Here is a 22,943-nt window from a genome sequence, read left to right on the forward strand (position 1 = left end):
ATCCAAAGAATTTACTCGGGTGCAAGTATTTGTTGAGCTTGTGGCCTATCGCTACCCAAAAGCCATCACACCCCCTGTAATATCCCCACTGTTTACCAGTTGTACTTCTTACCCATTCTGTGGTGCAATTTTGCCCCTAACCAATAATAGAATACAGAGCAAGTCGTGACCCCTTTCGCCAGTGCCATCTTAGAATGGTATGACGCATACGGAAGAAAAGATCTTCCGTGGCAACAAAACAAAACCGCATACAGTGTCTGGTTGTCTGAAATCATGCTTCAGCAAACACAGGTCACTACCGTTATTCCTTATTACCAACGCTTCTTGGAACGCTTTCCGACTGTCGTCGACCTTGCGAACGCAGAGCAAGATGAAGTGCTACACCTTTGGACTGGCCTAGGTTATTACGCGCGTGCTCGCAACCTTCATAAAGCCGCTAAAGAGGTCGCCCATAAATACAGTGGCGAGTTTCCACTTAATCTAGAACAAATGAATGCGCTTCCTGGAATTGGTCGCTCAACCGCAGCAGCCGTATTGTCATCGGTACACAAGCAGCCGCATGCCATTCTTGATGGCAACGTAAAACGAACGCTATCACGCTGCTTTGCTGTAGAAGGTTGGCCAGGCCAGAAGAAAGTTGAAAATCAGTTATGGGAAATTGCCGAAGCGCATACTCCGCAAACTGATGTAGATAAGTATAACCAAGCCATGATGGACATGGGGGCGATGGTTTGTACCCGCAGCAAACCTAAGTGCACCCTATGCCCTGTTGCTGATTTATGTGTGGCGAAAAAACAAGGGAACGTGCTCGACTACCCGGGTAAAAAACCGAAGAAAGAAAAACCGGTCAAACAAACCCGCTTCGTGATGCTTCATCACCACAATGAGAACGGACACGAAGTATGGCTAGAACAAAGACCACAAACTGGTATTTGGGGAGGTTTATTTTGCTTCCCACAAACCGAACATGTGGACGTCGAAAGCGATATCGATTTACTACTTGAGCAACGTAGCATAAAAGCCAGCGACATCAACAAGCAGGAAACGTTAATCACGTTTCGCCATACATTTAGTCATTACCACCTAGATATCACACCGATTTTGATTGACCTGTCAAAGCAACCCGATGTGGTAATGGAAGGCAGCAAAGGTCTTTGGTATAACTTATCTCAACCTGAAGAAGTGGGCTTAGCCGCACCAGTGAAACTTTTATTGGAAGCGCTACCTCACGAACTTCGTTAATTGAATACAAGGAGTCATTATGAGCCGCACTGTGTTTTGTGCTCGACTAAAGAAAGAAGGCGAAGGTCTGGACTTTCAACTTTACCCAGGTGAACTAGGTAAACGCATTTTCGATAACATCTCGAAAGAAGCTTGGGCTCAGTGGCAACACAAACAAACCATGTTGATCAACGAGAAAAAGCTCAACATGATGGATCCAGAGCATCGTAAACTGCTCGAAACCGAAATGGTGAACTTCCTATTCGAAGGCAAAGACGTTCACATTGAAGGTTACACACCACCAAGCGAATAAAGCCAATTTGTTCAAAAGCAATGACATCACAACCTAAACTGTGATGTCATTTTTCCTCCAGCGCCTTGTCCTCATCACCTAAAAACTTATGAAGAAAATTGCTTTTATTGCCACCGCTCTCTTATTGGCGGGCTGTAGCCGCGAATTCGTCGAAAAAATTTATGACGTGAACTACGAGCCAACCAACCGCTTTGCAAACAATCTAGCAGAGCTACCAGGCCAGTTTGAGAAAGATACCGCCGCACTCGATGCGTTAATCAATAGCTTCTCAGGCAATATCAAAAAGCGTTGGGGACAACGTGAAGTGAAGTTCGCAGGTAAAAGTAACTACGTCAAGTACATCGACAATTATTTAAGTCGGGCAGAAGTGGATTTCCAGAAAGGTCTTATTACAATCGAGACCGTTTCTCCGACCGAACCACAAAAACACTTGAAGAACGCGATCATCACCACATTGCTAACGCCAGATGATCCAGCAAACGTCGACTTGTTCTCATCGAAAGAGATCAAACTCGAAGGCCAACCCTTTTTGTACAAACAGGTGCTCGATCAAGATAAAAAGCCCATTCAATGGTCATGGCGCGCGAATCGCTTCGCTGACTATCTGATTGCCAATAACATCAAAACCAAAGATGTAGACTTTAAAAAAGCGTATTACGTTGAGATTCCAATGGTAGAGGATCACTTCTCTCAGCGTAGTTACCAATATGCGGATATCGTGCGTCGCGCATCAAAAAAATACGACATTCCTGAAGATCTGATTTACGCCATCATCAAAACCGAGAGCAGTTTTAACCCTTACGCAGTAAGTTGGGCCAATGCTTATGGATTGATGCAAGTAGTGCCTAAAACCGCTGGTCGTGATGTATTTAAGCTCGTAAAGAACAAATCAGGACAACCTAGCCCAGAGTATTTGTTCAACCCAGAAAACAATATTGACACAGGAACCGCCTACTTCTACATCCTCAAAAACCGTTATTTACGCGAAGTTCAGCATCCAACTTCGTTAGAGTACAGTATGATTTCCGCTTACAACGGTGGAACTGGTGGTGTTTTAAACACATTTAATCGCAGTGACCGAAAACGCGCGATGCGAGATCTCAATTCTTTGCAACCCAACCAAGTTTATTGGGCGCTAACTAAGAAACATCCGAACGCTGAAGCGCGTCGTTACCTAGAAAAAGTTACAAATTTCAAAAAGGAATTTAACTCTGAGCACACTTTGTAATGACAGTTGAATAAAAAGCGTTCGAACAACCACTTTTTTGAAATTATTTAAAAAAAGTGGTTGACGCAAAGCGGGAAAATCCGTTTAATAGCGCTCCGTTGCCCGGATAGCTCAGTCGGTAGAGCAGAGGATTGAAAATCCTCGTGTCGGTGGTTCGATTCCGCCTCCGGGCACCACAATTTGATTTGTTGGTGTCTTAGCAAAAGTTATTACACGAACAAAAGCACAAAGAATACAGTGTGCCGACTTAGCTCAGTAGGTAGAGCAACTGACTTGTAATCAGTAGGTCACCAGTTCGATTCCGGTAGTCGGCACCATTCTTTTGCCTCGATAGCTCAGTCGGTAGAGCAGAGGATTGAAAATCCTCGTGTCGGTGGTTCGATTCCGCCTCGAGGCACCATTATTTGGTGTGCTTGCTTCATTTGATGATTAGCAAGACACAAACAACTTTTTGTTGTTAAAAGAACAATTCCTCCTTAGCTCAGTTGGTAGAGCGACGGACTGTTAATCCGCAGGTCGCTGGTTCGAGCCCAGCAGGAGGAGCCACTTTTCAGAGTTTCACTTAAGTGAGATTCTAAAAGATGAAGAGTTGAACTCTTCTAAAAAGAATAAAGTGTGCCGACTTAGCTCAGTAGGTAGAGCAACTGACTTGTAATCAGTAGGTCACCAGTTCGATTCCGGTAGTCGGCACCATTCTTTTGCCTCGATAGCTCAGTCGGTAGAGCAGAGGATTGAAAATCCTCGTGTCGGTGGTTCGATTCCGCCTCGAGGCACCATATTTGGTGCACTTGCTGAATGGCAAGACACAACAGAATAGTTCCTCCTTAGCTCAGTTGGTAGAGCGACGGACTGTTAATCCGCAGGTCGCTGGTTCGAGCCCAGCAGGAGGAGCCAATTTAAAAAGCCGCATCACTTGATGCGGCTTTTTTGCATCTGCCCTATTCTCCATTTTAATATTCCTTTGCTTCGCACTTCATATCCAAACATCACCAAATATTAAATCCCCTCTTCAAAAATACTTATTTCACGCTAAAAATTTAATCCTCATCATAGTTTCAATACGTGCTTGTAGGCGTAATACCACTTCTTCAATAAGATGCGTCGGCTATTAGATTATTGACATAAGCCATGCTTTGCATAGCAATGACACATTTTGTGAGCCAAATATGAAATTAAAAACTCAAGCCTACTTATTATCCGCGATCATACTGTTAGCTTTGCTAGCCTTGACCGCTACAGGTTTATGGACCTTACGCGTCGCAAGTAACCTCGATAACAAAGCTCGAGTAACTGAGCTATTCAAGAGTGCATACAGCATTCTGACTGAAGTAGAAAAAATGGCAGTTGAAGGCAAGATGCCTGAAGAGGAAGCAAAAGCACTCGCAACACGCCTACTGCGTAACAACATCTACAAAGACAACGAGTACGTTTATGTGGCGGACGAAAATATGATGTTTATTGCCGCACCACTAGATCCTCAACTACACGGAACCAGTTTCCATGACTTTAAAGATGGCAGCGGTAATAGCGTAGGCCAACTCATCCTAGATGTTTTGGGTCGCAAAACAGGTCAGATTGTTGAATATACCTGGAGCCAAAAACAGGCCGACGGCAGCATTGAAGAAAAACACTCAATAGCAGAAAAAACACCACATTGGGGTTGGGTTGTCGGCACAGGTATTGGCTTTAATGAAGTGAATGCACGTTTTTGGTCGACAGCACAGTGGCAGCTTATGCTGTGTCTGGTTATCGCAGGTTCAATTCTTGGAGGCTTGATCATCTCGATTCGCAAAATGCTCAATCTCTTAGGAGGTGAACCTAACGATGTACGAGAAGCGGTTCAAGCGGTTGCACAAGGTAACATCCAAACTAGCTTTGATACCGTCGCTCCAAAAGGCAGTATCTACCATGCGGTTCAGAATATGAGCCAATCATTGGCAACCATGGTGACTAACCTTGAACAATCGATGCACGCTCTACGCGATGAGCTATCAGCAGTAGAGTCGCGCTCAAATTCCATCGCCGATCTTACCGTTTCTCAGCAGCAATCGACCGCAATGATTGCAACAGCGATGACAGAAATGGCTTCTTCCGCTAACCATGTGGCAAGCTCTGCTAGCGACACAGCACGTAATACCGATGAAGCAGATAAACAAAGTCAGCACACTCAATCACTGATCCACAGCACTGTAGATAACGTCCAAGGTCTTGCGACTCAGCTGAATACTGCAAGTAAAGCGGTTGCCGATCTCGATCAAGATGTAAACAACATCGTGAAAGTTCTGGATGTAATCGGGGATATTGCGGAACAAACCAACCTATTAGCCTTGAACGCTGCAATTGAAGCAGCCCGAGCAGGCGAACAAGGACGAGGCTTTGCTGTAGTAGCAGATGAGGTACGTAATCTTGCAGGTCGAACTCAAGACAGCACAAAAGAGATCCAACACATGATCTCGAATCTTCAAGAAGGCTCTCGCAATGCCATTCATACAATGGAAATCTGTGCGGAAACAAGTGAAAGCACAGTAACTGAATCGATGAATGCATCAGAAGCTCTCCAACAGATCGTTACCGCGCTTGAATCTATCACAGCAATGAGTCAACAAATTGCGACGGCAGCAGCTGAGCAAACGCAAGTCAGTGATGACATTGCACACCGCATAAATCTGATTGAAGAGAGCGGAAGTAAGCTAAATTCAGTGGTAACAGAGAGCCAATCGAGCACCCAAAGTTTGGCCTCTTTGGCAAATGAACTGGAAGGATGGGTGAATAAGTTCTCCGTAAAGCACTAGTTTAAAGTCAATTGTTCACTAAAAAGCACGTTTTCAAACGTGCTTTTTTTGTTTTCGTCGCATTTATTCAGCAAACAAGCTCGTAATTTCTTTCTTAGAAAAGCTTAAAACATGGTGTATCCCTATTTAAAACGCATAAAAACAGCCCACTCCGAGCACATTTTCATCAAACGATATTTTATTTTAATTTTATTGTTGACCTGAAAGCCGAAAAGCCTTTTAATACACCTCGTCGCCCGGATAGCTCAGTCGGTAGAGCAGAGGATTGAAAATCCTCGTGTCGGTGGTTCGATTCCGCCTCCGGGCACCACAATTTAAAATTGTTGGTGTCTAACACGAACAATATAAAGAATAACGGTACGCCGACTTAGCTCAGTAGGTAGAGCAACTGACTTGTAATCAGTAGGTCACCAGTTCGATTCCGGTAGTCGGCACCATTTATTCTTAAAAAAGACAATTCCTCCTTAGCTCAGTTGGTAGAGCGACGGACTGTTAATCCGCAGGTCGCTGGTTCGAGCCCAGCAGGAGGAGCCACTTTCAATTGGCAAGCTAATTACTTGTTAATGAAAATGTGCCGACTTAGCTCAGTAGGTAGAGCAACTGACTTGTAATCAGTAGGTCACCAGTTCGATTCCGGTAGTCGGCACCACTTATTAAAATTTGTTCCTCCTTAGCTCAGTCGGTAGAGCGACGGACTGTTAATCCGCAGGTCACTGGTTCAAGTCCAGTAGGGGGAGCCATATTAGAAGAAGCCGCATCACTTGATGCGGCTTTTTTGCATCTGGAAGAAATACACCCTTCTCTCCTCTTTGCTCTATAAACAAAAAAGCCAGGTTTAGAAACCCAGCTTTCTCTTTTGCACTCTCATCCAAAGATCAGTTTAAGCCACCAAGACAAATGTATTTCGTCTCTAGGTATTCATCGAGCCCTTGTTTCGCACCTTCACGCCCAACACCTGACTCTTTAATACCACCAAATGGTGCAACTTCTGTCGAGATGATACCTTCGTTCACACCAACCATTCCGTATTCCAAACCTTCAGTGAACTTGATAATTCGTTTAAGGCTATCGGTATAGAAATAACAAGCTAAGCCATACTCGGTATCATTGGCCATTGCTAACACTTGTTCATCATCTTCAAATGTTAATACGGGTAATACTGGCCCAAACAACTCTTGCTGCACGATAGCCATACCTTGATCGACATTATCCAAAATTACAGGCTCCATAAAGCGCCCTGCGAGCTTTTGAGGACGGTTAGCAATGGTAGCCCCCTCTTGTAACGCCTGATCAATAACAGCCTCCAGACGATGCTTAGAAGCCATGGTGATCACTGGTCCAACTGTCACACCAGACTCCAAGCCATTCCCAACATTTAGCTCCATCATTTTCGCGAGCACTTTTTCCATAAAGCGCTCTTTGACATTTTGATGTACATATAAACGGTTTGTACACACGCACGTTTGCCCTGCATTACGGAACTTGGACGCGATAAGCCCATTAGCAGCTGATTCCAAATCAGCATCCTCAAAAACAATAAACGGAGCGTTACCTCCAAGTTCCATCGATACCGCTTTAACAGTTTCACTAGCCTGCTTCATCAAAATTTTGCCGACGCGAGTCGAACCCGTAAATGAAATCTTCTTGATCCTAGGATCCATCGATAACACCTGACCAAACTCAGCGGCCTGTTCAGAAATAACAACAGGTAAAAGCGGCTTAGGGATACCAGCCTGATACGCAAGTTCAACAACCGCTAGTGCGGTCAGAGGGGTCAACTCGGACGGTTTGATGATCATCCCACACCCAGCAGCTAACGCAGGTGCCGCTTTTCGTGTGATCATAGCAATAGGGAAATTCCACGGTGTAATCGCAGCACACACGCCTACAGGCTGTTTAATTGTAGATAAACGTCTATCTACAGCAGGAGCTGGGATAACTTCGCCATAAGCTCGTTTAGCCTCTTCTGCAAACCACTCTACAAAAGATGCCCCGTAGCTCACTTCCCCGCGGCTTTCAGACAATGGCTTACCCTGTTCCAATGTAATAATGGTCGCTATATCTTCAGCGTGTTCCATCAACAATTGATGCCAGTTTTTCAAACAGCTAGAGCGCTCTTTCACACTCAACTTAGCCCATCGAACTTGTTCAGCCGAACACGCTTCAATGAGGCAATCCAACTCTTCAATTGAACTCGGTTTCAAGCGAATTAACTCTTGCTCAGTTGCAGGGTTGATGACCACAACTCCGTCGTCGGAAGCCCATTGTTTAAATACTTCTTTTAAGGTTTCATTTTTTATTTGTTGCATCACCAGACTAACTCCTACGAGAACTCCTTTTAGGGTAATCCTTCTAGTAGAAATCAGCAAAGCAAACAAAGTTTTCTGACAGTGTTGACATTAACAAGCGAAAAAGCCGTGAGTATAAGGACTAGGAATGGATCACATAGCAAGCCAGTTCGAAAATTCAAAGATTGCATAAATTCGAGACTCATTTGATAACTTCGAGTCTCAACATGATGATATGGCAACGAAATACTAACTAAACTGAAGCTAGACTCAAGACACGAATGAAAACCAAAGCTTTTAGGCTAGGACTAAATGAATCAACAAAGCCATAAAGCTTATTCTTCTTAAGCAAACCAAAATGAGTCAAATCAGTTTGTATATGCCTAGAATACAGATAGGCAAAGACAGGTGCTTGTAGATGAGAGAGCATCGCTATTGCGAATGAGGATTCCGTATAAATGGCCGGACTACAAGGGTTGGAATAAGTACCGAGCACTGAAACGGAATTAGTTTCTCTGAAGGGGAAAATGACTTGGCCTTAAACGACGAAAGCCTTGCTATTTCTAGCAAGGCTTTCTAAATAAGTGGCGGAGCGGACGGGACTCGAACCCGCGACCCCCGGCGTGACAGGCCGGTATTCTAACCAACTGAACTACCGCTCCGCACTGGTTAGACTCTGGAGTCTAAATAAGAACCTGGCGATGTTCTACTCTCACATGGGGAAGCCCCACACTACCATCGACGCTACTTCGTTTCACTTCTGAGTTCGGAATGGAAATCAGGTGGGTCCAAAGTGCTATGGTCGCCAAGTAAAATTCTTTACATTTTGTTTTAGGCTTTAATTTAAAACATAAAACAAATAATAAATGGTGCTGATACCCAGAATCGAACTGGGGACCTCATCCTTACCAAGGATGCGCTCTACCGACTGAGCCATATCAGCACATTATTTGTGTCCGTGAGGACTAAAAAAGCCCGCTTTTACAAACGGGCTCTCTTAACTTTTGTCTTCGCCTTTTAAAAAGGAAAAAACTAAATTAAAGCCTGGCGATGTCCTACTCTCACATGGGGAAACCCCACACTACCATCGGCGCTATTTCGTTTCACTTCTGAGTTCGGAATGGAGTCAGGTGGGTCCAAAACGCTATGGTCGCCAAGCAAATTCTTTAATTCGGAAAGCTGTTTTTGTGTTCTCTACACATTCAATTCTGTTCTTTCTTCGAGTCCATCAAAACCCCTTGGGTGTTGTATGGTTAAGCCTCACGGGCAATTAGTATCAGTTAGCTCAATGCCTCACAGCACTTACACACCTGACCTATCAACGTCGTAGTCTCCGACAACCCTTTAGGATACTTAAAGTATCAGGGAAGACTCATCTCAGGGCTCGCTTCCCGCTTAGATGCTTTCAGCGGTTATCGATTCCGAACTTAGCTACCGGGCAATGCGTCTGGCGACACAACCCGAACACCAGAGGTTCGTCCACTCCGGTCCTCTCGTACTAGGAGCAGCCCCCTTCAATCTTCCAACGCCCACGGCAGATAGGGACCGAACTGTCTCACGACGTTCTAAACCCAGCTCGCGTACCACTTTAAATGGCGAACAGCCATACCCTTGGGACCGACTTCAGCCCCAGGATGTGATGAGCCGACATCGAGGTGCCAAACACCGCCGTCGATATGAACTCTTGGGCGGTATCAGCCTGTTATCCCCGGAGTACCTTTTATCCGTTGAGCGATGGCCCTTCCATTCAGAACCACCGGATCACTATGACCTGCTTTCGCACCTGCTCGAATTGTCATTCTCGCAGTCAAGCGGGCTTATGCCATTGCACTAACCTCACGATGTCCAACCGTGATTAGCCCACCTTCGTGCTCCTCCGTTACTCTTTGGGAGGAGACCGCCCCAGTCAAACTACCCACCAGGCACTGTCCGCAACCCCGATTAGGGGTCGACGTTAGAACATCAACACTACAAGGGTGGTATTTCAAGGACGGCTCCACACATACTGGCGTACGTGCTTCAAAGCCTCCCACCTATCCTACACATGTAGGGTCAATGTTCAGTGCCAAGCTGTAGTAAAGGTTCACGGGGTCTTTCCGTCTAGCCGCGGGTACACTGCATCTTCACAGCGATTTCAATTTCACTGAGTCTCGGGTGGAGACAGCGTGGCCATCATTACGCCATTCGTGCAGGTCGGAACTTACCCGACAAGGAATTTCGCTACCTTAGGACCGTTATAGTTACGGCCGCCGTTTACCGGGGCTTCGATCAAGAGCTTCGACCGAAGTCTAACCCCATCAATTAACCTTCCGGCACCGGGCAGGCGTCACACCGTATACGTCATCTTACGATTTTGCACAGTGCTGTGTTTTTAATAAACAGTTGCAGCCACCTGGTATCTGCGACTCTCAATAGCTCCATCCGCAAGGGACTTCACCGTCGAGAGCGTACCTTCTCCCGAAGTTACGGTACCATTTTGCCTAGTTCCTTCACCCGAGTTCTCTCAAGCGCCTTGGTATTCTCTACCCGACCACCTGTGTCGGTTTGGGGTACGATTCCTTACAATCTGAAGCTTAGAGGCTTTTCCTGGAAGCATGGCATCAATGACTTCACACCCGTAGGTGCTCGACGTCGTGTCTCAGCCTTAAAAAGAGCCGGATTTACCTAACTCTCAAGCCTACGCACTTGAACCTGGACAACCGTCGCCAGGCCCACCTAGCCTTCTCCGTCCCCCCATCGCAATTGTAAGAAGTACGGGAATATTAACCCGTTTCCCATCGACTACGCCTTTCGGCCTCGCCTTAGGGGTCGACTTACCCTGCCCCGATTAACGTTGGACAGGAACCCTTGGTCTTCCGGCGAGGAGGTTTTTCACCCCCTTTATCGTTACTCATGTCAGCATTCGCACTTCTGATACGTCCAGCATGCGTTACCACACACCTTCAACCGCTTACAGAACGCTCCCCTACCCAATATACAAAAGTATATTGCCGCAGCTTCGGTTTACTACTTAGCCCCGTTACATCTTCCGCGCAGGCCGACTCGACCAGTGAGCTATTACGCTTTCTTTAAATGATGGCTGCTTCTAAGCCAACATCCTGGCTGTCTGAGCCTTCCCACATCGTTTCCCACTTAGTAGTAATTTGGGACCTTAGCTGGCGGTCTGGGTTGTTTCCCTCTCCACGACGGACGTTAGCACCCGCCGTGTGTCTCCCGGATAGTACTTACTGGTATTCGGAGTTTGCAAAGGGTTGGTAAGTCGGGATGACCCCCTAGCCTTAACAGTGCTCTACCCCCAGTAGTATTCGTCCGAGGCGCTACCTAAATAGCTTTCGGGGAGAACCAGCTATCTCCAGGTTTGATTGGCCTTTCACCCCTAGCCACAAGTCATCCGCTAATTTTTCAACATTAGTCGGTTCGGTCCTCCAGTTGATGTTACTCAACCTTCAACCTGCCCATGGCTAGATCACCTGGTTTCGGGTCTATATCCAGAGACTGAACGCCCAGTTAAGACTCGGTTTCCCTACGGCTCCCCTAGATGGTTAACCTTGCCACTGAATATAAGTCGCTGACCCATTATACAAAAGGTACGCAGTCACAGGACAAAGCCTGCTCCTACTGCTTGTACGTACACGGTTTCAGGTTCTATTTCACTCCCCTCACAGGGGTTCTTTTCGCCTTTCCCTCACGGTACTGGTTCACTATCGGTCAGTCAGTAGTATTTAGCCTTGGAGGATGGTCCCCCCATATTCAGACAGGATATCACGTGTCCCGCCCTACTCGATTTCACTGAACACACGTCGTCAACTACGGGACTATCACCCTGTATCGTCGGACTTTCCAGACCGTTCGTCTAACGCGTGTAAAGCTTAAGGGCTAGTCCAATTTCGCTCGCCGCTACTTTCGGAATCTCGGTTGATTTCTTTTCCTCGGGGTACTTAGATGTTTCAGTTCCCCCGGTTCGCCTCCTTACCCTATGTATTCAGGTAAGGATACGTGCTTATGCACGTGGGTTTCCCCATTCAGAAATCCCAGACTCAAATGGTTGTTACTACCTAATCTGGGCTTATCGCAAGTTACTACGTCTTTCATCGCCTCTGACTGCCAAGGCATCCACCGTGTACGCTTAGTCACTTAACCATACAACCCGAAGGAGTTTCGAGCTGATGAACAAGTCACCAAAGTTGTCTGCAATTTTTATACATGATGCAGACTCGATTTTGCCGGACTCAAATTCCAAGAACACTTGAATGTGTTATTTTGGTGTTTGTCTTAAAGACAAACATTGAGAACTTTACAAACAACAATAAATTGTTGTTTTGTCAGCTTTCCAAATTGTTAAAGAGCTAATCACTTCTAATGAAGTAACCATTTTTAAAAGCACTCATCGAATGCGCTTAAAGATGGTGGAGCTATGCGGGATCGAACCGCAGACCTCCTGCGTGCAAGGCAGGCGCTCTCCCAGCTGAGCTATAGCCCCATCAAGGTGTCGATACTGTATGCCAACTCCCTAAAAGGAATTGGTGGGTCTGAGTGGACTCGAACCACCGACCTCTCGCTTATCAGGCGAACGCTCTAACCACCTGAGCTACAGACCCAGTATCGTCTCTTTTACATAAACCGTATCAATCTGTGTGGACACTCATCGTGAGTAATCATCGTTTAAGGAGGTGATCCAGCGCCAGGTTCCCCTAGCGCTACCTTGTTACGACTTCACCCCAGTCATGAACCACAAAGTGGTAAGCGTCCCCCCGAAGGTTAAACTACCTACTTCTTTTGCAGCCCACTCCCATGGTGTGACGGGCGGTGTGTACAAGGCCCGGGAACGTATTCACCGTGGCATTCTGATCCACGATTACTAGCGATTCCGACTTCATGGAGTCGAGTTGCAGACTCCAATCCGGACTACGACGCACTTTTTGGGATTCGCTCACTTTCGCAAGTTGGCTGCCCTCTGTATGCGCCATTGTAGCACGTGTGTAGCCCTACTCGTAAGGGCCATGATGACTTGACGTCGTCCCCACCTTCCTCCGGTTTATCACCGGCAGTCTCCCTGGAGTTCCCGACATTACTCGCTGGCAAACAAGGATAAGGGTTGCGCTCGTTGCGGGACTTAACCCAACATTTCACAACACGAGCTGACGACAGCCATGCAGCACCTGTCTCAGAGTTCCCGAAGGCACCAATCCATCTCTGGAAAGTTCTCTGGATGTCAAGAGTAGGTAAGGTTCTTCGCGTTGCATCGAATTAAACCACATGCTCCACCGCTTGTGCGGGCCCCCGTCAATTCATTTGAGTTTTAATCTTGCGACCGTACTCCCCAGGCGGTCTACTTAACGCGTTAGCTCCGAAAGCCACGGCTCAAGGCCACAACCTCCAAGTAGACATCGTTTACGGCGTGGACTACCAGGGTATCTAATCCTGTTTGCTCCCCACGCTTTCGCATCTGAGTGTCAGTATCTGTCCAGGGGGCCGCCTTCGCCACCGGTATTCCTTCAGATCTCTACGCATTTCACCGCTACACCTGAAATTCTACCCCCCTCTACAGTACTCTAGTCTGCCAGTTTCAAATGCAATTCCGAGGTTGAGCCCCGGGCTTTCACATCTGACTTAACAAACCACCTGCATGCGCTTTACGCCCAGTAATTCCGATTAACGCTCGCACCCTCCGTATTACCGCGGCTGCTGGCACGGAGTTAGCCGGTGCTTCTTCTGTCGCTAACGTCAAATGATAGTGCTATTAACACTACCACCTTCCTCACGACTGAAAGTGCTTTACAACCCGAAGGCCTTCTTCACACACGCGGCATGGCTGCATCAGGCTTGCGCCCATTGTGCAATATTCCCCACTGCTGCCTCCCGTAGGAGTCTGGACCGTGTCTCAGTTCCAGTGTGGCTGATCATCCTCTCAGACCAGCTAGGGATCGTCGCCTTGGTGAGCCCTTACCTCACCAACTAGCTAATCCCACCTAGGCATATCCTGACGCGAGAGGCCCGAAGGTCCCCCTCTTTGGCCCGTAGGCATCATGCGGTATTAGCCATCGTTTCCAATGGTTATCCCCCACATCAGGGCAATTTCCTAGGCATTACTCACCCGTCCGCCGCTCGACGCCGTTATCGTCCCCCGAAGGTTCAGATAACTCGTTTCCGCTCGACTTGCATGTGTTAGGCCTGCCGCCAGCGTTCAATCTGAGCCATGATCAAACTCTTCAATTTAAGATTTTGTTCGGCTCAATGAATACTGAACATTACATAAAGTAATGTTTGAATTGACTGTGCTGAATCCGAAGATTCAATGGTCACTTCGTATCATTGAAACCTAATTTGATACCGAGGTATCTAATTGGATTATCATCAACGAGTGCCCACACAGATTGATAGGTCTATATTGTTAAAGAGCTATTCTTCTTTGTGATTCACATCACTTCGGAAGAGGCGGCCATTCTAGCGAGATAATTTATTGTGTCAAACACTTTTTTAAAATTATTTCGTTTTTCTTTCTAGCCTTGCCAACCTTGCTGAAACCCTTGCGAGCCCTTGCCCTGTCGACGAGGTGGCATTATAGAGATCGCGCTCACATTGGCAAGTGTTATTTTGCAAAAATTGCAAAAATAATGATTAAACGACGACTTTTCGCCCAAAGCTTTATTTATCCAACTTTACCCAAAACTATCAAACAACTTATCCACAGAGTTATCCTAAAATGTGTATTTTTAATCCCATTACTTATGCCTATAAATAAAGAAAGCTGCGTGATCGCAGCTTTCTTCTATAGATAGATATATCTGTAACTAGATACCTGAACCATCTTGTTCATTACCATCATCTTCATGAAGTCCACATTCACGCTTTAAACCAAAGAAGCGAGTTTCTTCCTCTGACATTCCTGGCTCCCATTTACGTGTCGTATGTGTATCCCCAACAGACAAGTAACCTTCTTCCCAAAGTGGGTGATAGGTAAGACCATGTTGCTCGAGGTAGTAGTGAACATCTTTATTAGTCCAATCGATTACGGGCAGAAACTTAAACACGCCATTTTGAATCGACAGTATCGGTAAACCCGCTCGTGATTTACTTTGCTCTCTACGTAAACCTGAAAACCATGTTCCAACATTAAGTTCTTTCAATGCACGACGCATTGGCTCGACTTTATTTATTTTGTTGTACTTCTCGATCCCTTCAACGCCCTGCTCCCATAATTTGCCATAACGTGCTTCTTGCCATTGAGCACTTTGCTCCGCTCGATAAACTTTTAGATTAAGGTTGAGTTTTTCTGTCAACTCATCAATAAAGCGATACGTTTCTGCAAACAGATATCCGGTATCCGTAAGAATAATTGGGATGTCAGGTTTTTCTTGAGTCACAAGATGAAGCATGACAGCGGCTTGGATACCAAAGCTTGAGGATACCGCAAACTCTCCATCCAGATTTGCCAAAGCCCACTTTACTCGCTCTTGTGCCGACAGCGGTTCAAGTTCGACATTGATTTGTGCAAGACGGAGAATTTGCTCCGTCTTTGTTAATGTCAGTAACTCCGCCAGCTCCGGTTTGGAAGCCACAGAATCAAGCATAGAAGTCCCTCTTTGATACGAACACTTCTTGAATGATGCCTGCACGAATGGTGAAATCGCCAAAGGCTTCGCCTTCCTCACGCTCTTTCGACCATCGAGCCACCAGCAGATCAATCTCTTCTAGGATTTGTTTATCCGTGATGTTCTCTTTATACATTTTAGGTACACGTGTACCAGCACGATTCCCCCCCAAATGTAAGTTGTAACGACCCGGCGCTTTACCTACCAGACCAATTTCAGCCAACATCGCACGGCCACAACCATTTGGGCACCCGGTCACGCGCAGAATGATATTGTCATTTTCTGGCAATCCGTGTTTTTCCAGAATGCCTTCAACATCCGTGACAAACTGAGGGAGGAAGCGTTCAGCTTCTGCCATCGCTAGAGGACAAGTTGGGAATGCCACACACGCCATTGAGTTTTTACGTTGCTCGCTGACGTTGTCATCCATTAAGCCATGTTCACGAGCGATCTTTTCAATCTTCGCTTTTTCGCTTTTAGGTACACCCGCAACAATTAGGTTTTGGTTGGCGGTCATACGGAAGTCGCCTTTGTGGATCTTCGCGATTTCAGCGACGCCCGTTTTCAGCGGCTTCCCCGGATAATCCAGCAATCGACCATTCTCGATAAATAACGCCAAGTGGAATTTACCATCGATACCTTCTACCCAACCAATACGGTCACCACGTTCAGTGAACTCATACGGGCGGCTAGCTTCAAACTGAATGCCCGCACGTTTTTCTACTTCTGCTTTAAAGACATCTGTACCGACGCGGTCGAGTGTGTATTTGGTTTTAGCGTTTTTACGGTTTGAACGGTTACCCCAGTCACGCTGAGTTGTTACAACCGCAGCCGCGACATCTAAGGTTTTTTCTAGAGGAATGAAACCAAAGTCATCAGCTCGACGTGGGTAAGTCGACGTATCGCCATGTGTCATCGCCAAACCACCACCCACTAGCACATTAAAGCCAACCAATTTGCCGTTATCGGCAATCGCAACGAAGTTCAAATCGTTCGCGTGGACATCCACATCATTTTGTGGAGGAATGACTACGGTTGTTTTGAACTTACGTGGTAAGTAAGTTTTGCCCAGAATCGGCTCATCTTCTTCGGTCGATTCGACTTTCTCTCCGTCTAACCAAATTTCAGCATACGCGCGAGTTTTAGGTAGAAGGTGTTCACTGATCTTCTTCGCCCACTCGTAAGCTTCTTGATGCAATTCAGACTCTACCGGGTTAGTGGTACACAGTACGTTACGGTTAACATCTCCTGCTGTCGCGATTGAATCAATACCGATGCTGTTTAGCGTTTGGTGCATCAACTTGATGTTTGGTTTTAGTACGCCATGGAACTGAAACGTTTGACGCGTCGTCAGGCGAATACTTCCATATAACGAGTGTTCTGTAGCAAACTTGTCGATCGCCAGCCATTGTGTTGGCGTAATAATACCGCCAGGCATACGAGCACGAAGCATCACGTTATGAAGAGGCTCAAGCTTTTGCTTGGTACGCTCGTTACGGATATCGCGATCGTCTTGCTGATACATACCGTGGAAACGAATAAGCTGGAAGTTATCCGCTGTAAAGCCGCCAGTGATTCGGTCTTGCAAATCTTCGGCGATGGTTCCACGTAATAGATTGCTTTGTTTTTTTAGGCGTTCGTTATCAGATAGTGGCCCTAGCTCTTCGCCTAATACAATCTGCTTGTTATTTTCAGTAGAAAAAGTCATTAGTACACATCCCTCTGATAACGTTTCGCTTTACGTAAATCATTAATAAATTGTTCTGCATCGTCACGTGGCATCTTGCCTTCTTGCTCCGCAACAATGACCAATGCGTCATGTACGTCTTTCGCCATACGAGTCGCATCACCACATACATAGATGTAAGCGCCATCTTGAATCCACTGCCATACTTGCGCGGCGTTTTCTAAAATGCGGTGCTGTACATAAACCTTTTCTACTTGGTCACGACTGAAAGCAACATCTAAGCGGCTTAACACTCCCGACTTAAGGTATTTTTGCCATTCCACTTGGTACAAGAAATCTTGTGTGAACGTGCGATCACCAAAGAACAACCAGTTTTTACCTTCAGCATCGCGGTTTTCACGCTCTTGAATAAAGCTGCGGAATGGCGCAATACCAGTGCCCGGCCCAACCATAATGATCGGTGTATTATCATCTTCTGGCAGTTTAAAGTTATTGTTGTGCTCTACAAATACTTTTACGTCACCGCCTTCGTCTAGACGTTGAGCTAAGAAGCTCGATGCGCCACCGTAACGTTTTTCATCGTTGTGGTCATATTCAACCAACCCGACGGTAAGGTGTACTTCTTCATCCACTTCAGCTTGGCTAGAAGCAATAGAGTAAAGACGAGGCGTCAAACGGCGCAATAAACCAACCAACTCATCCGCGGTCAGTTTGGTTTTCTTCTCTGCGAATACATCAACAATTTGAGTGTTGGCAGAGTACTCACGAAGCTTGTCTTTATCTTCCACCAGCTTTTGTAGTTTCTTGCTGCCAGATAACTCGGCAAACTTAGCCACTAGCTGTGGGTTAGATGTCGTGATCTCGAACTTACTCACTAAAGCACTGTGAATAGATAAGCTTTCGCCATCAACGTCAACTGTTTCAACACCAGACAAACCAACTTTACCTAGAATTTCATTAGCAAGCTCAGAGCTGTTTTCGTACCACACACCCAAAGCATCACCTGGTTGATATGTCAGACCCGAACCATCTAGATCGACTTCGATATGGCGAACATCTTTACCCGAGTCTCGACCCGTGATCTTTTGGCTGGTGAGTAACGTCGCTGTGTATGGATTTTGTTTGTTGTACTGAGAATGTGAAGCTGCCGCTTGTCCTACAGGAAGTTGAACAATTTCCGCTTCATTGCCAGAAGATAGTGTCTCTTTAACTTTACCTAGCGCATTCTTGCGCCATTCTTCCGCTGCCGCTTCGTAATCAACATCGCAGTCAATACGGTCAATAAAAGACGTCGCGCCCAGTTTTGCTAAGTACGTGTCAAAGTCTTTACCAGTTTGGCAGAAGAACTCATAACTAGAATCACCCAATGCAATCACACCATATTGAAGGTTTGATAGCTTAGGCGCTTTCTTAGATTGTAAGAACTCGTGCAGCTCAATGGCATTGTCTGGCGCTTCACCTTCACCGTTGGTAGAAGCAACAATGATGACGTGCGTTTCTTTGGCTAAGTTTTTGCCTTTGTAGTCGCTTGCGTCAAACAACTCTACTGCAATTCCTTCTGCTTTTGCTTCTTGTTCCAACGCTTCAGCAACACCTTTTGCGTTACCGGTTTGAGAAGCAAAAATGATGGTCAACTTACCGGCAGGCTTTGCTGATACTGCGGCAGCTGCTTGGGCGATTGGTGTTGCCGCCGCACTTGGTTGATGTTGAGCTAAACCCCAAAAGTACCCACTGACCCAAGCAAGTTGCTGCGAAGACAACTCAGAGACAGTTTGTTGGAGTGAATTAAATTGTTGGTCATTCAGAGGGCTTGCGATCGGAGGATTTCCGCCTTGCCCATAATTATCTTCAGACACATTCTTGTGAGAATACTCATTCTTTTGAAAAGACATTATCACGACATCCCTATTCATTGCGTGACGATAGAGTACCCACTCTCCTTAATAACAAGAAAGAATAGAAGTGAATGTTTTATAACTTTTTGGAAGTAAGAAAGGCTTACTTTTTGCTCAGCGATCTTCGATGCGGACTTGTTGAAAGCCCACCGCCATGGCTGATTTTGAGGCGGCATCTAAATCTTCATACAAACATTCTTCACCGTGACTGTCGGTCAGAAACACGAAACCACCTCGCGCATGCCTAAACTCAACAACCCATCCACCTTCTTGGATTGCTGGCTCAATAATGGCTTCAACAAGCTGGTTTTCACGAAATAGATGTCTTAGTTCATTTATTGTCATCGCTATCCCTGCTCTAACTTTCCCATTGCTCCTAAATAAGCATGGTCTACCTGAACAAAATAGGGAGAGAAATTCGAATAGATATAATGAAGTGGTATAAAAAAACGCCACTTATATCGTGGCGTTTTTAAAACTGAAGAAAGGAATCGAATTAAAATGAGTATTCCGCGCTAACAAAGAAGCCATTTGCGAAGATAAACTCTTTACCTAAGCTTGAGAGAAACACTTCCGACTCCAAATCGATCACGCGGTATCCACCACGGAAAGCCAACTGAGCGTCTTGTAGTGGCACATGGTATTGAATGCCAGCCATTAAGTCCGTGCTCTTGATGCCTTTGTTGTCACCAAAGTTCATCTCACCAATCACATCAAAGTTCGTATTAGGCACTTGGATCTCTGCGTAGCCGTACCAAGCCCAGATAAGCTCATCAAACTCTTCAGTACGCTTATTTGTACCAGCATCAATGTATTTCGTATCGCTTAGATTGCTGAATGTAACACCCGCATCAAAATGCAATAGATCATGGTCTAGCACTTGGTAGTACATGGTTAAATCGAGTTTATCAAAGCCCATGTAATCGGCATCAACACTTGAGTAACGTAGACGTGCATTCGGTACGTATTTCACATCGTGCTCAATGGCAGCGTAAAAAGTACCCGTTGTACTGCTATCTCTTCTTACTTCATTAACTTTTGTATCTGCACCCCATACTTCTGCCCCCACTTTTGCGGAAAAAGAAGATTCTGCGAATGTAGGAAGAGATGCGGCTAATGATAATGCTGTTAAAGCGATGGTCGCTTTATTTGTCATGGAATGTGTACTCCGAGATAGCTGATATTCAACAATGAGGGCGTGAGGGGAAATATACCATACTCTCACGCCTCGCTATCAACTAAATCGTCTATACCCAACTATTTATAACGCGGTTGGGCAACGAAGTTTTTAAAGAACCAAATACCCAATGCGATGACTATCAGCCATGGTAATAGTTTGAGTACCGCGCCGATCATGCCAAGTAAAAACATCACAACCAACGCAATACCTGTTGCTGCGAACACTGTCATCATCGTGATGCCTGTTACTAATAAGGTCGCGGCAAATACTAAAATAAAGATCAGCTCCAACATAATCACTTCTCCATTTGTTTTAAACGACTAGAGCAGTTTCCATACCAACTTATCCAAAATAAATTAAGGTTATGATTTCTAAATAAAAATAAAGCCAGAGGCATTTCTGCGCTCTGGCTTCGCTGTCCGTAAGTTGGTATTTTTAGCCAACCACTGGTGAATTTTACACATTCAGCTCTTTTGGAATCTTCGCTAACGCATCCTGTAGCACTTCTAGGCCAGAACCTGGCTTGTGCGCATTTTCACTGATGTGACGACGCCATTGGCGAGCACCCGGCATATTTTGGAACAAACCCAACATATGACGCGTGATATGACCAAGATACGCACCTTTCGCAAGCTGCGCTTCAATGTATGGGTACATCTCTTCAACAATTTCACTGCGCTTCTTCACTGGGGCATTAGAACCAAATAGTTCTTGATCTACCGAGGCAAGCAAGTAAGGGCTTTGGTAAGCTTCACGGCCAATCATCACACCATCTAGGTGCTGGAGGTGCACTTTTGCTTCTTCCAGAGATTTCACACCACCATTAATAGCAATAGTTAAGTGAGAAAAATCTTGCTTCAATTGGTAAGCACGTGGGTAGTCCAGCGGCGGAATCTCGCGGTTTTCTTTCGGGCTCAGACCACTTAGCCACGCTTTACGCGCGTGAATAGTGAACTGCTCACAGCCGCCTTTCTCAGAGACGATCGATACGAAGTCCGTTAGGAACTCATAAGAATCTTGATCGTCAATGCCGATACGTGTTTTAACCGTAACAGGAACATCAACCACCTCTTTCATTGCAGCGACACAGTCCGCAACCAATTGCGGCTCCGCCATCAGGCAAGCACCAAAGCGACCGTTTTGAACGCGATCCGATGGACAACCTACGTTTAGGTTGATTTCATCGTAGCCACGTTCTTGCGCCAACTTGGCACACTTGGCCAAATCTTCTGGGTTTGAACCACCCAACTGAAGGGCTAACGGATGCTCCTCTTCGTTGTAAGCGAGGAAATCTCCTTTTCCATGAATGATCGCACCTGTCGTCACCATTTCAGTGTACAGCAGGGTTTCTTTGGTCATTAAGCGATGGAAGTAGCGACAATGACGATCGGTCCAATCCAACATTGGTGCTACGGAGAGCCTGCAAGAATGAGTCATGATTTAAACACCCGTTTTTATGTTGCTAAGGTCGAGCGCAGCAGTACGCTCAAAAAATAAGTCGGGTATTGTATACCCAGTGTCCAGCGGATGCGAGCCTTGTCCATCAATCAAAGAAAAGTGAACAAGGGACGATTCCGGCACGGTTATCTCGTTCTGTGATGGCTATTCCGGCTTCAGACCCTGTGCGACTTGCTTTAATTCATGATTTTCGTTCTGATAGTGGGTAAAATGAAGCATTTCTAAACGAACTTCGTATAGAAATGATTTATCATAGAGCACGTCCGATAGTTATGGTGAAAGGTTTGAACCCAACAATCATTGAACAAATTGAAAGTATCTGCGCAGAGCGTGGAGTAAGATTGACTCCGCAACGCCGACGCGTGTTTGAACTCATTTGTTCTAATCGCCGCGCCTCAAGTGCGTATGAGCTATTGGAGCAACTAAAAGAGAGTGAGCCTCAGGCCAAGCCTCCAACTGTTTATCGAGCGTTAGATTTTCTCTTAGAGCAAGGTTTTATCCACCGAGTGGAATCGACAAATAGCTTTATTACTTGTTGTTCTTTCAATACTCAACAGCACTTTTTCCAATTACTAATTTGCGATAAATGTGGTGATGTCGTTGAACTCGAAGATGAGACACTGATATCCTTGTTAGCTGAAAACGCCGAGAAGCATGGATTCAAACTGACCAACCAAGTTATTGAAACTCATGGTGAATGCCAGGCCTGTTCCTCCGAGACGAAAGAAAAAGTATAGAAGAACGTTATGCGCGCTGAATTTGTAAACCCGTTTTTAGCTTCTTTAATGAACGTGCTAAAAACCATGGCTTCTCTTGAGCTGAAGCCACAAAAACCGCGAATCAAGAAGGATGAGATCGCACGAGGTGACGTTTCTGGTTTGATTGGCATGGTTGGCCCACAAACACGTGGTTCAATGTCAATTACCTTTGATGAAGCGTTAGCGCTAGAAATCATGCAGAACATGCTTGGTGAGCGTCCAAACGGACTCAACGAAGAAGTGACCGATATGGTGGGTGAGATCACCAACATGGTTACTGGTGGTGCGAAGCGCATTTTGGCTGAAAGCGGTTTTGATTTTGATATGGCAACACCCGTTGTGGTATCTGGCCGAGGCCATACGATTCGCCACAAGTGTGAAGGCTCAATAATCATCATGCCTTTCTCTTCCCAGTGGGGAAATGCCTTTATCGAAATCTGCTTCGAATAAAAGAGAAAAAATAGGTTGGCCAGTGCCAACCTATTTTGTTTCTGCCTCAGGCAATAAAAAGGTCAGCATTTGCTGACCTTT

General features: G+C 45.8%; 14 protein-coding genes, 16 tRNA genes and 4 rRNA genes. 18 read left to right on the forward strand and 16 right to left on the reverse strand.

The window, feature by feature from the left end; genetic code table 11:
* Positions 1-165: 165 nt before the first annotated feature.
* From mutY to DYB02_RS15150, 16 genes are all read left to right on the forward strand, one after another.
* Positions 166-1,242: an A/G-specific adenine glycosylase gene (gene mutY, locus DYB02_RS15075; protein ID WP_029805640.1), complete on the forward strand. Its 1,077-nt coding sequence runs from the start codon at positions 166-168 to the stop codon at positions 1,240-1,242.
* Positions 1,243-1,261: 19 nt separating this feature from the next.
* Positions 1,262-1,534, forward strand: a complete 273-nt coding sequence (locus tag DYB02_RS15080) for an oxidative damage protection protein (protein WP_005482430.1) — start codon at positions 1,262-1,264, stop codon at positions 1,532-1,534.
* Positions 1,535-1,622: 88 nt separating this feature from the next.
* On the forward strand, positions 1,623-2,762 hold the full coding sequence (gene mltC / locus DYB02_RS15085) for a membrane-bound lytic murein transglycosylase MltC (protein ID WP_005490305.1): 1,140 nt from the start codon (positions 1,623-1,625) through the stop codon (positions 2,760-2,762).
* A 100-nt stretch (positions 2,763-2,862) separates the two neighbouring features.
* Positions 2,863-2,938: transfer RNA gene (locus tag DYB02_RS15090), tRNA-Phe, on the forward strand.
* A gap of 65 nt (positions 2,939-3,003) precedes the next feature.
* Positions 3,004-3,079, forward strand: a tRNA-Thr gene (locus DYB02_RS15095).
* A 7-nt stretch (positions 3,080-3,086) separates the two neighbouring features.
* Positions 3,087-3,162: transfer RNA gene (locus DYB02_RS15100), tRNA-Phe, on the forward strand.
* Between the two features lie 70 nt (positions 3,163-3,232).
* Positions 3,233-3,308: transfer RNA gene (locus DYB02_RS15105), tRNA-Asn, on the forward strand.
* A gap of 71 nt (positions 3,309-3,379) precedes the next feature.
* A tRNA-Thr gene (locus DYB02_RS15110) sits at positions 3,380-3,455 on the forward strand.
* A 7-nt stretch (positions 3,456-3,462) separates the two neighbouring features.
* A tRNA-Phe gene (locus DYB02_RS15115) sits at positions 3,463-3,538 on the forward strand.
* A gap of 42 nt (positions 3,539-3,580) precedes the next feature.
* Positions 3,581-3,656 (forward strand) — tRNA-Asn (locus DYB02_RS15120).
* Positions 3,657-3,928: 272 nt separating this feature from the next.
* Positions 3,929-5,554: a methyl-accepting chemotaxis protein gene (locus DYB02_RS15125; RefSeq protein ID WP_020841295.1), complete on the forward strand. Its 1,626-nt coding sequence runs from the start codon at positions 3,929-3,931 to the stop codon at positions 5,552-5,554.
* Positions 5,555-5,788: 234 nt separating this feature from the next.
* Positions 5,789-5,864: transfer RNA gene (locus tag DYB02_RS15130), tRNA-Phe, on the forward strand.
* A 51-nt stretch (positions 5,865-5,915) separates the two neighbouring features.
* A tRNA-Thr gene (locus DYB02_RS15135) sits at positions 5,916-5,991 on the forward strand.
* 21 nt (positions 5,992-6,012) lie between these two features.
* Positions 6,013-6,088 (forward strand) — tRNA-Asn (locus DYB02_RS15140).
* A 39-nt stretch (positions 6,089-6,127) separates the two neighbouring features.
* Positions 6,128-6,203: transfer RNA gene (locus DYB02_RS15145), tRNA-Thr, on the forward strand.
* A gap of 15 nt (positions 6,204-6,218) precedes the next feature.
* Positions 6,219-6,294 (forward strand) — tRNA-Asn (locus DYB02_RS15150).
* A gap of 135 nt (positions 6,295-6,429) precedes the next feature.
* Here the strand turns inward: DYB02_RS15150 and DYB02_RS15155 are convergent.
* The 16 genes from DYB02_RS15155 to dusA form a co-directional block, all read right to left on the reverse strand.
* Positions 6,430-7,866 carry an NAD-dependent succinate-semialdehyde dehydrogenase gene (locus tag DYB02_RS15155; RefSeq protein WP_161793085.1) on the reverse strand — a complete coding sequence of 479 codons (1,437 nt, stop codon included), beginning with the start codon at positions 7,864-7,866 and terminating at the stop codon, positions 6,430-6,432.
* A 561-nt stretch (positions 7,867-8,427) separates the two neighbouring features.
* A tRNA-Asp gene (locus tag DYB02_RS15160) sits at positions 8,428-8,504 on the reverse strand.
* 31 nt (positions 8,505-8,535) lie between these two features.
* Positions 8,536-8,652, reverse strand: a 5S ribosomal RNA gene (gene rrf, locus DYB02_RS15165).
* Between the two features lie 57 nt (positions 8,653-8,709).
* Positions 8,710-8,785: transfer RNA gene (locus tag DYB02_RS15170), tRNA-Thr, on the reverse strand.
* A gap of 99 nt (positions 8,786-8,884) precedes the next feature.
* Positions 8,885-9,000: ribosomal RNA gene (rrf, locus tag DYB02_RS15175) — 5S ribosomal RNA — on the reverse strand.
* A 91-nt stretch (positions 9,001-9,091) separates the two neighbouring features.
* A 23S ribosomal RNA gene (locus DYB02_RS15180) occupies positions 9,092-11,982 on the reverse strand.
* 264 nt (positions 11,983-12,246) lie between these two features.
* Positions 12,247-12,322: transfer RNA gene (locus DYB02_RS15185), tRNA-Ala, on the reverse strand.
* 41 nt (positions 12,323-12,363) lie between these two features.
* Positions 12,364-12,440 (reverse strand) — tRNA-Ile (locus DYB02_RS15190).
* Positions 12,441-12,505: 65 nt separating this feature from the next.
* A 16S ribosomal RNA gene (locus DYB02_RS15195) occupies positions 12,506-14,058 on the reverse strand.
* Together the 16S, 23S and 5S rRNA genes with 4 tRNA genes alongside form the textbook arrangement of a ribosomal RNA operon.
* Positions 14,059-14,633: 575 nt before the next feature.
* A complete protein-coding gene (locus tag DYB02_RS15210) occupies positions 14,634-15,413 on the reverse strand; it encodes a phosphoadenylyl-sulfate reductase (protein ID WP_021823290.1) in 780 nt (259 codons plus the stop codon).
* Positions 15,406-17,142 (reverse strand): assimilatory sulfite reductase (NADPH) hemoprotein subunit, encoded by a 1,737-nt coding sequence (gene cysI / locus DYB02_RS15215; protein WP_015297344.1) that lies wholly within the window; start codon positions 17,140-17,142, stop codon positions 15,406-15,408. Before cysI ends, DYB02_RS15210 begins: the two co-directional genes overlap by 8 nt.
* Complete coding sequence (locus DYB02_RS15220; RefSeq protein ID WP_029846292.1) at positions 17,142-19,013, reverse strand: assimilatory sulfite reductase (NADPH) flavoprotein subunit; 1,872 nt, start codon at positions 19,011-19,013, stop codon at positions 17,142-17,144. The genes cysI and DYB02_RS15220 overlap by 1 nt, the downstream gene beginning before the upstream one ends.
* A gap of 117 nt (positions 19,014-19,130) precedes the next feature.
* A complete protein-coding gene (locus tag DYB02_RS15225; protein WP_005455817.1) occupies positions 19,131-19,361 on the reverse strand; it encodes a hypothetical protein in 231 nt (76 codons plus the stop codon).
* Between the two features lie 151 nt (positions 19,362-19,512).
* Positions 19,513-20,172: a TIGR04219 family outer membrane beta-barrel protein gene (locus DYB02_RS15230; RefSeq protein ID WP_005455819.1), complete on the reverse strand. Its 660-nt coding sequence runs from the start codon at positions 20,170-20,172 to the stop codon at positions 19,513-19,515.
* A 101-nt stretch (positions 20,173-20,273) separates the two neighbouring features.
* On the reverse strand, positions 20,274-20,489 hold the full coding sequence (gene pspG, locus DYB02_RS15235) for an envelope stress response protein PspG (protein WP_005496590.1): 216 nt from the start codon (positions 20,487-20,489) through the stop codon (positions 20,274-20,276).
* Positions 20,490-20,652: 163 nt separating this feature from the next.
* Entirely contained in the window at positions 20,653-21,633 is a 981-nt protein-coding gene (dusA, locus tag DYB02_RS15245; RefSeq protein WP_005477377.1) for a tRNA dihydrouridine(20/20a) synthase DusA, read from the reverse strand.
* Between the two features lie 293 nt (positions 21,634-21,926).
* Here dusA and zur point away from each other — a divergent pair, with 293 nt between their 5' ends.
* Together zur and DYB02_RS15260 are read left to right on the forward strand one after the other, a co-directional pair.
* Positions 21,927-22,391: a zinc uptake transcriptional repressor Zur gene (gene zur / locus DYB02_RS15255; protein WP_005381268.1), complete on the forward strand. Its 465-nt coding sequence runs from the start codon at positions 21,927-21,929 to the stop codon at positions 22,389-22,391.
* A gap of 9 nt (positions 22,392-22,400) precedes the next feature.
* Positions 22,401-22,862 carry a chemotaxis protein CheX gene (locus DYB02_RS15260; protein ID WP_005381269.1) on the forward strand — a complete coding sequence of 154 codons (462 nt, stop codon included), beginning with the start codon at positions 22,401-22,403 and terminating at the stop codon, positions 22,860-22,862.
* The last annotated feature ends 81 nt before the right edge of the window (positions 22,863-22,943 follow it).

The organism is Vibrio parahaemolyticus, from assembly GCF_900460535.1.
Taxonomy (GTDB): domain Bacteria; phylum Pseudomonadota; class Gammaproteobacteria; order Enterobacterales; family Vibrionaceae; genus Vibrio; species Vibrio parahaemolyticus.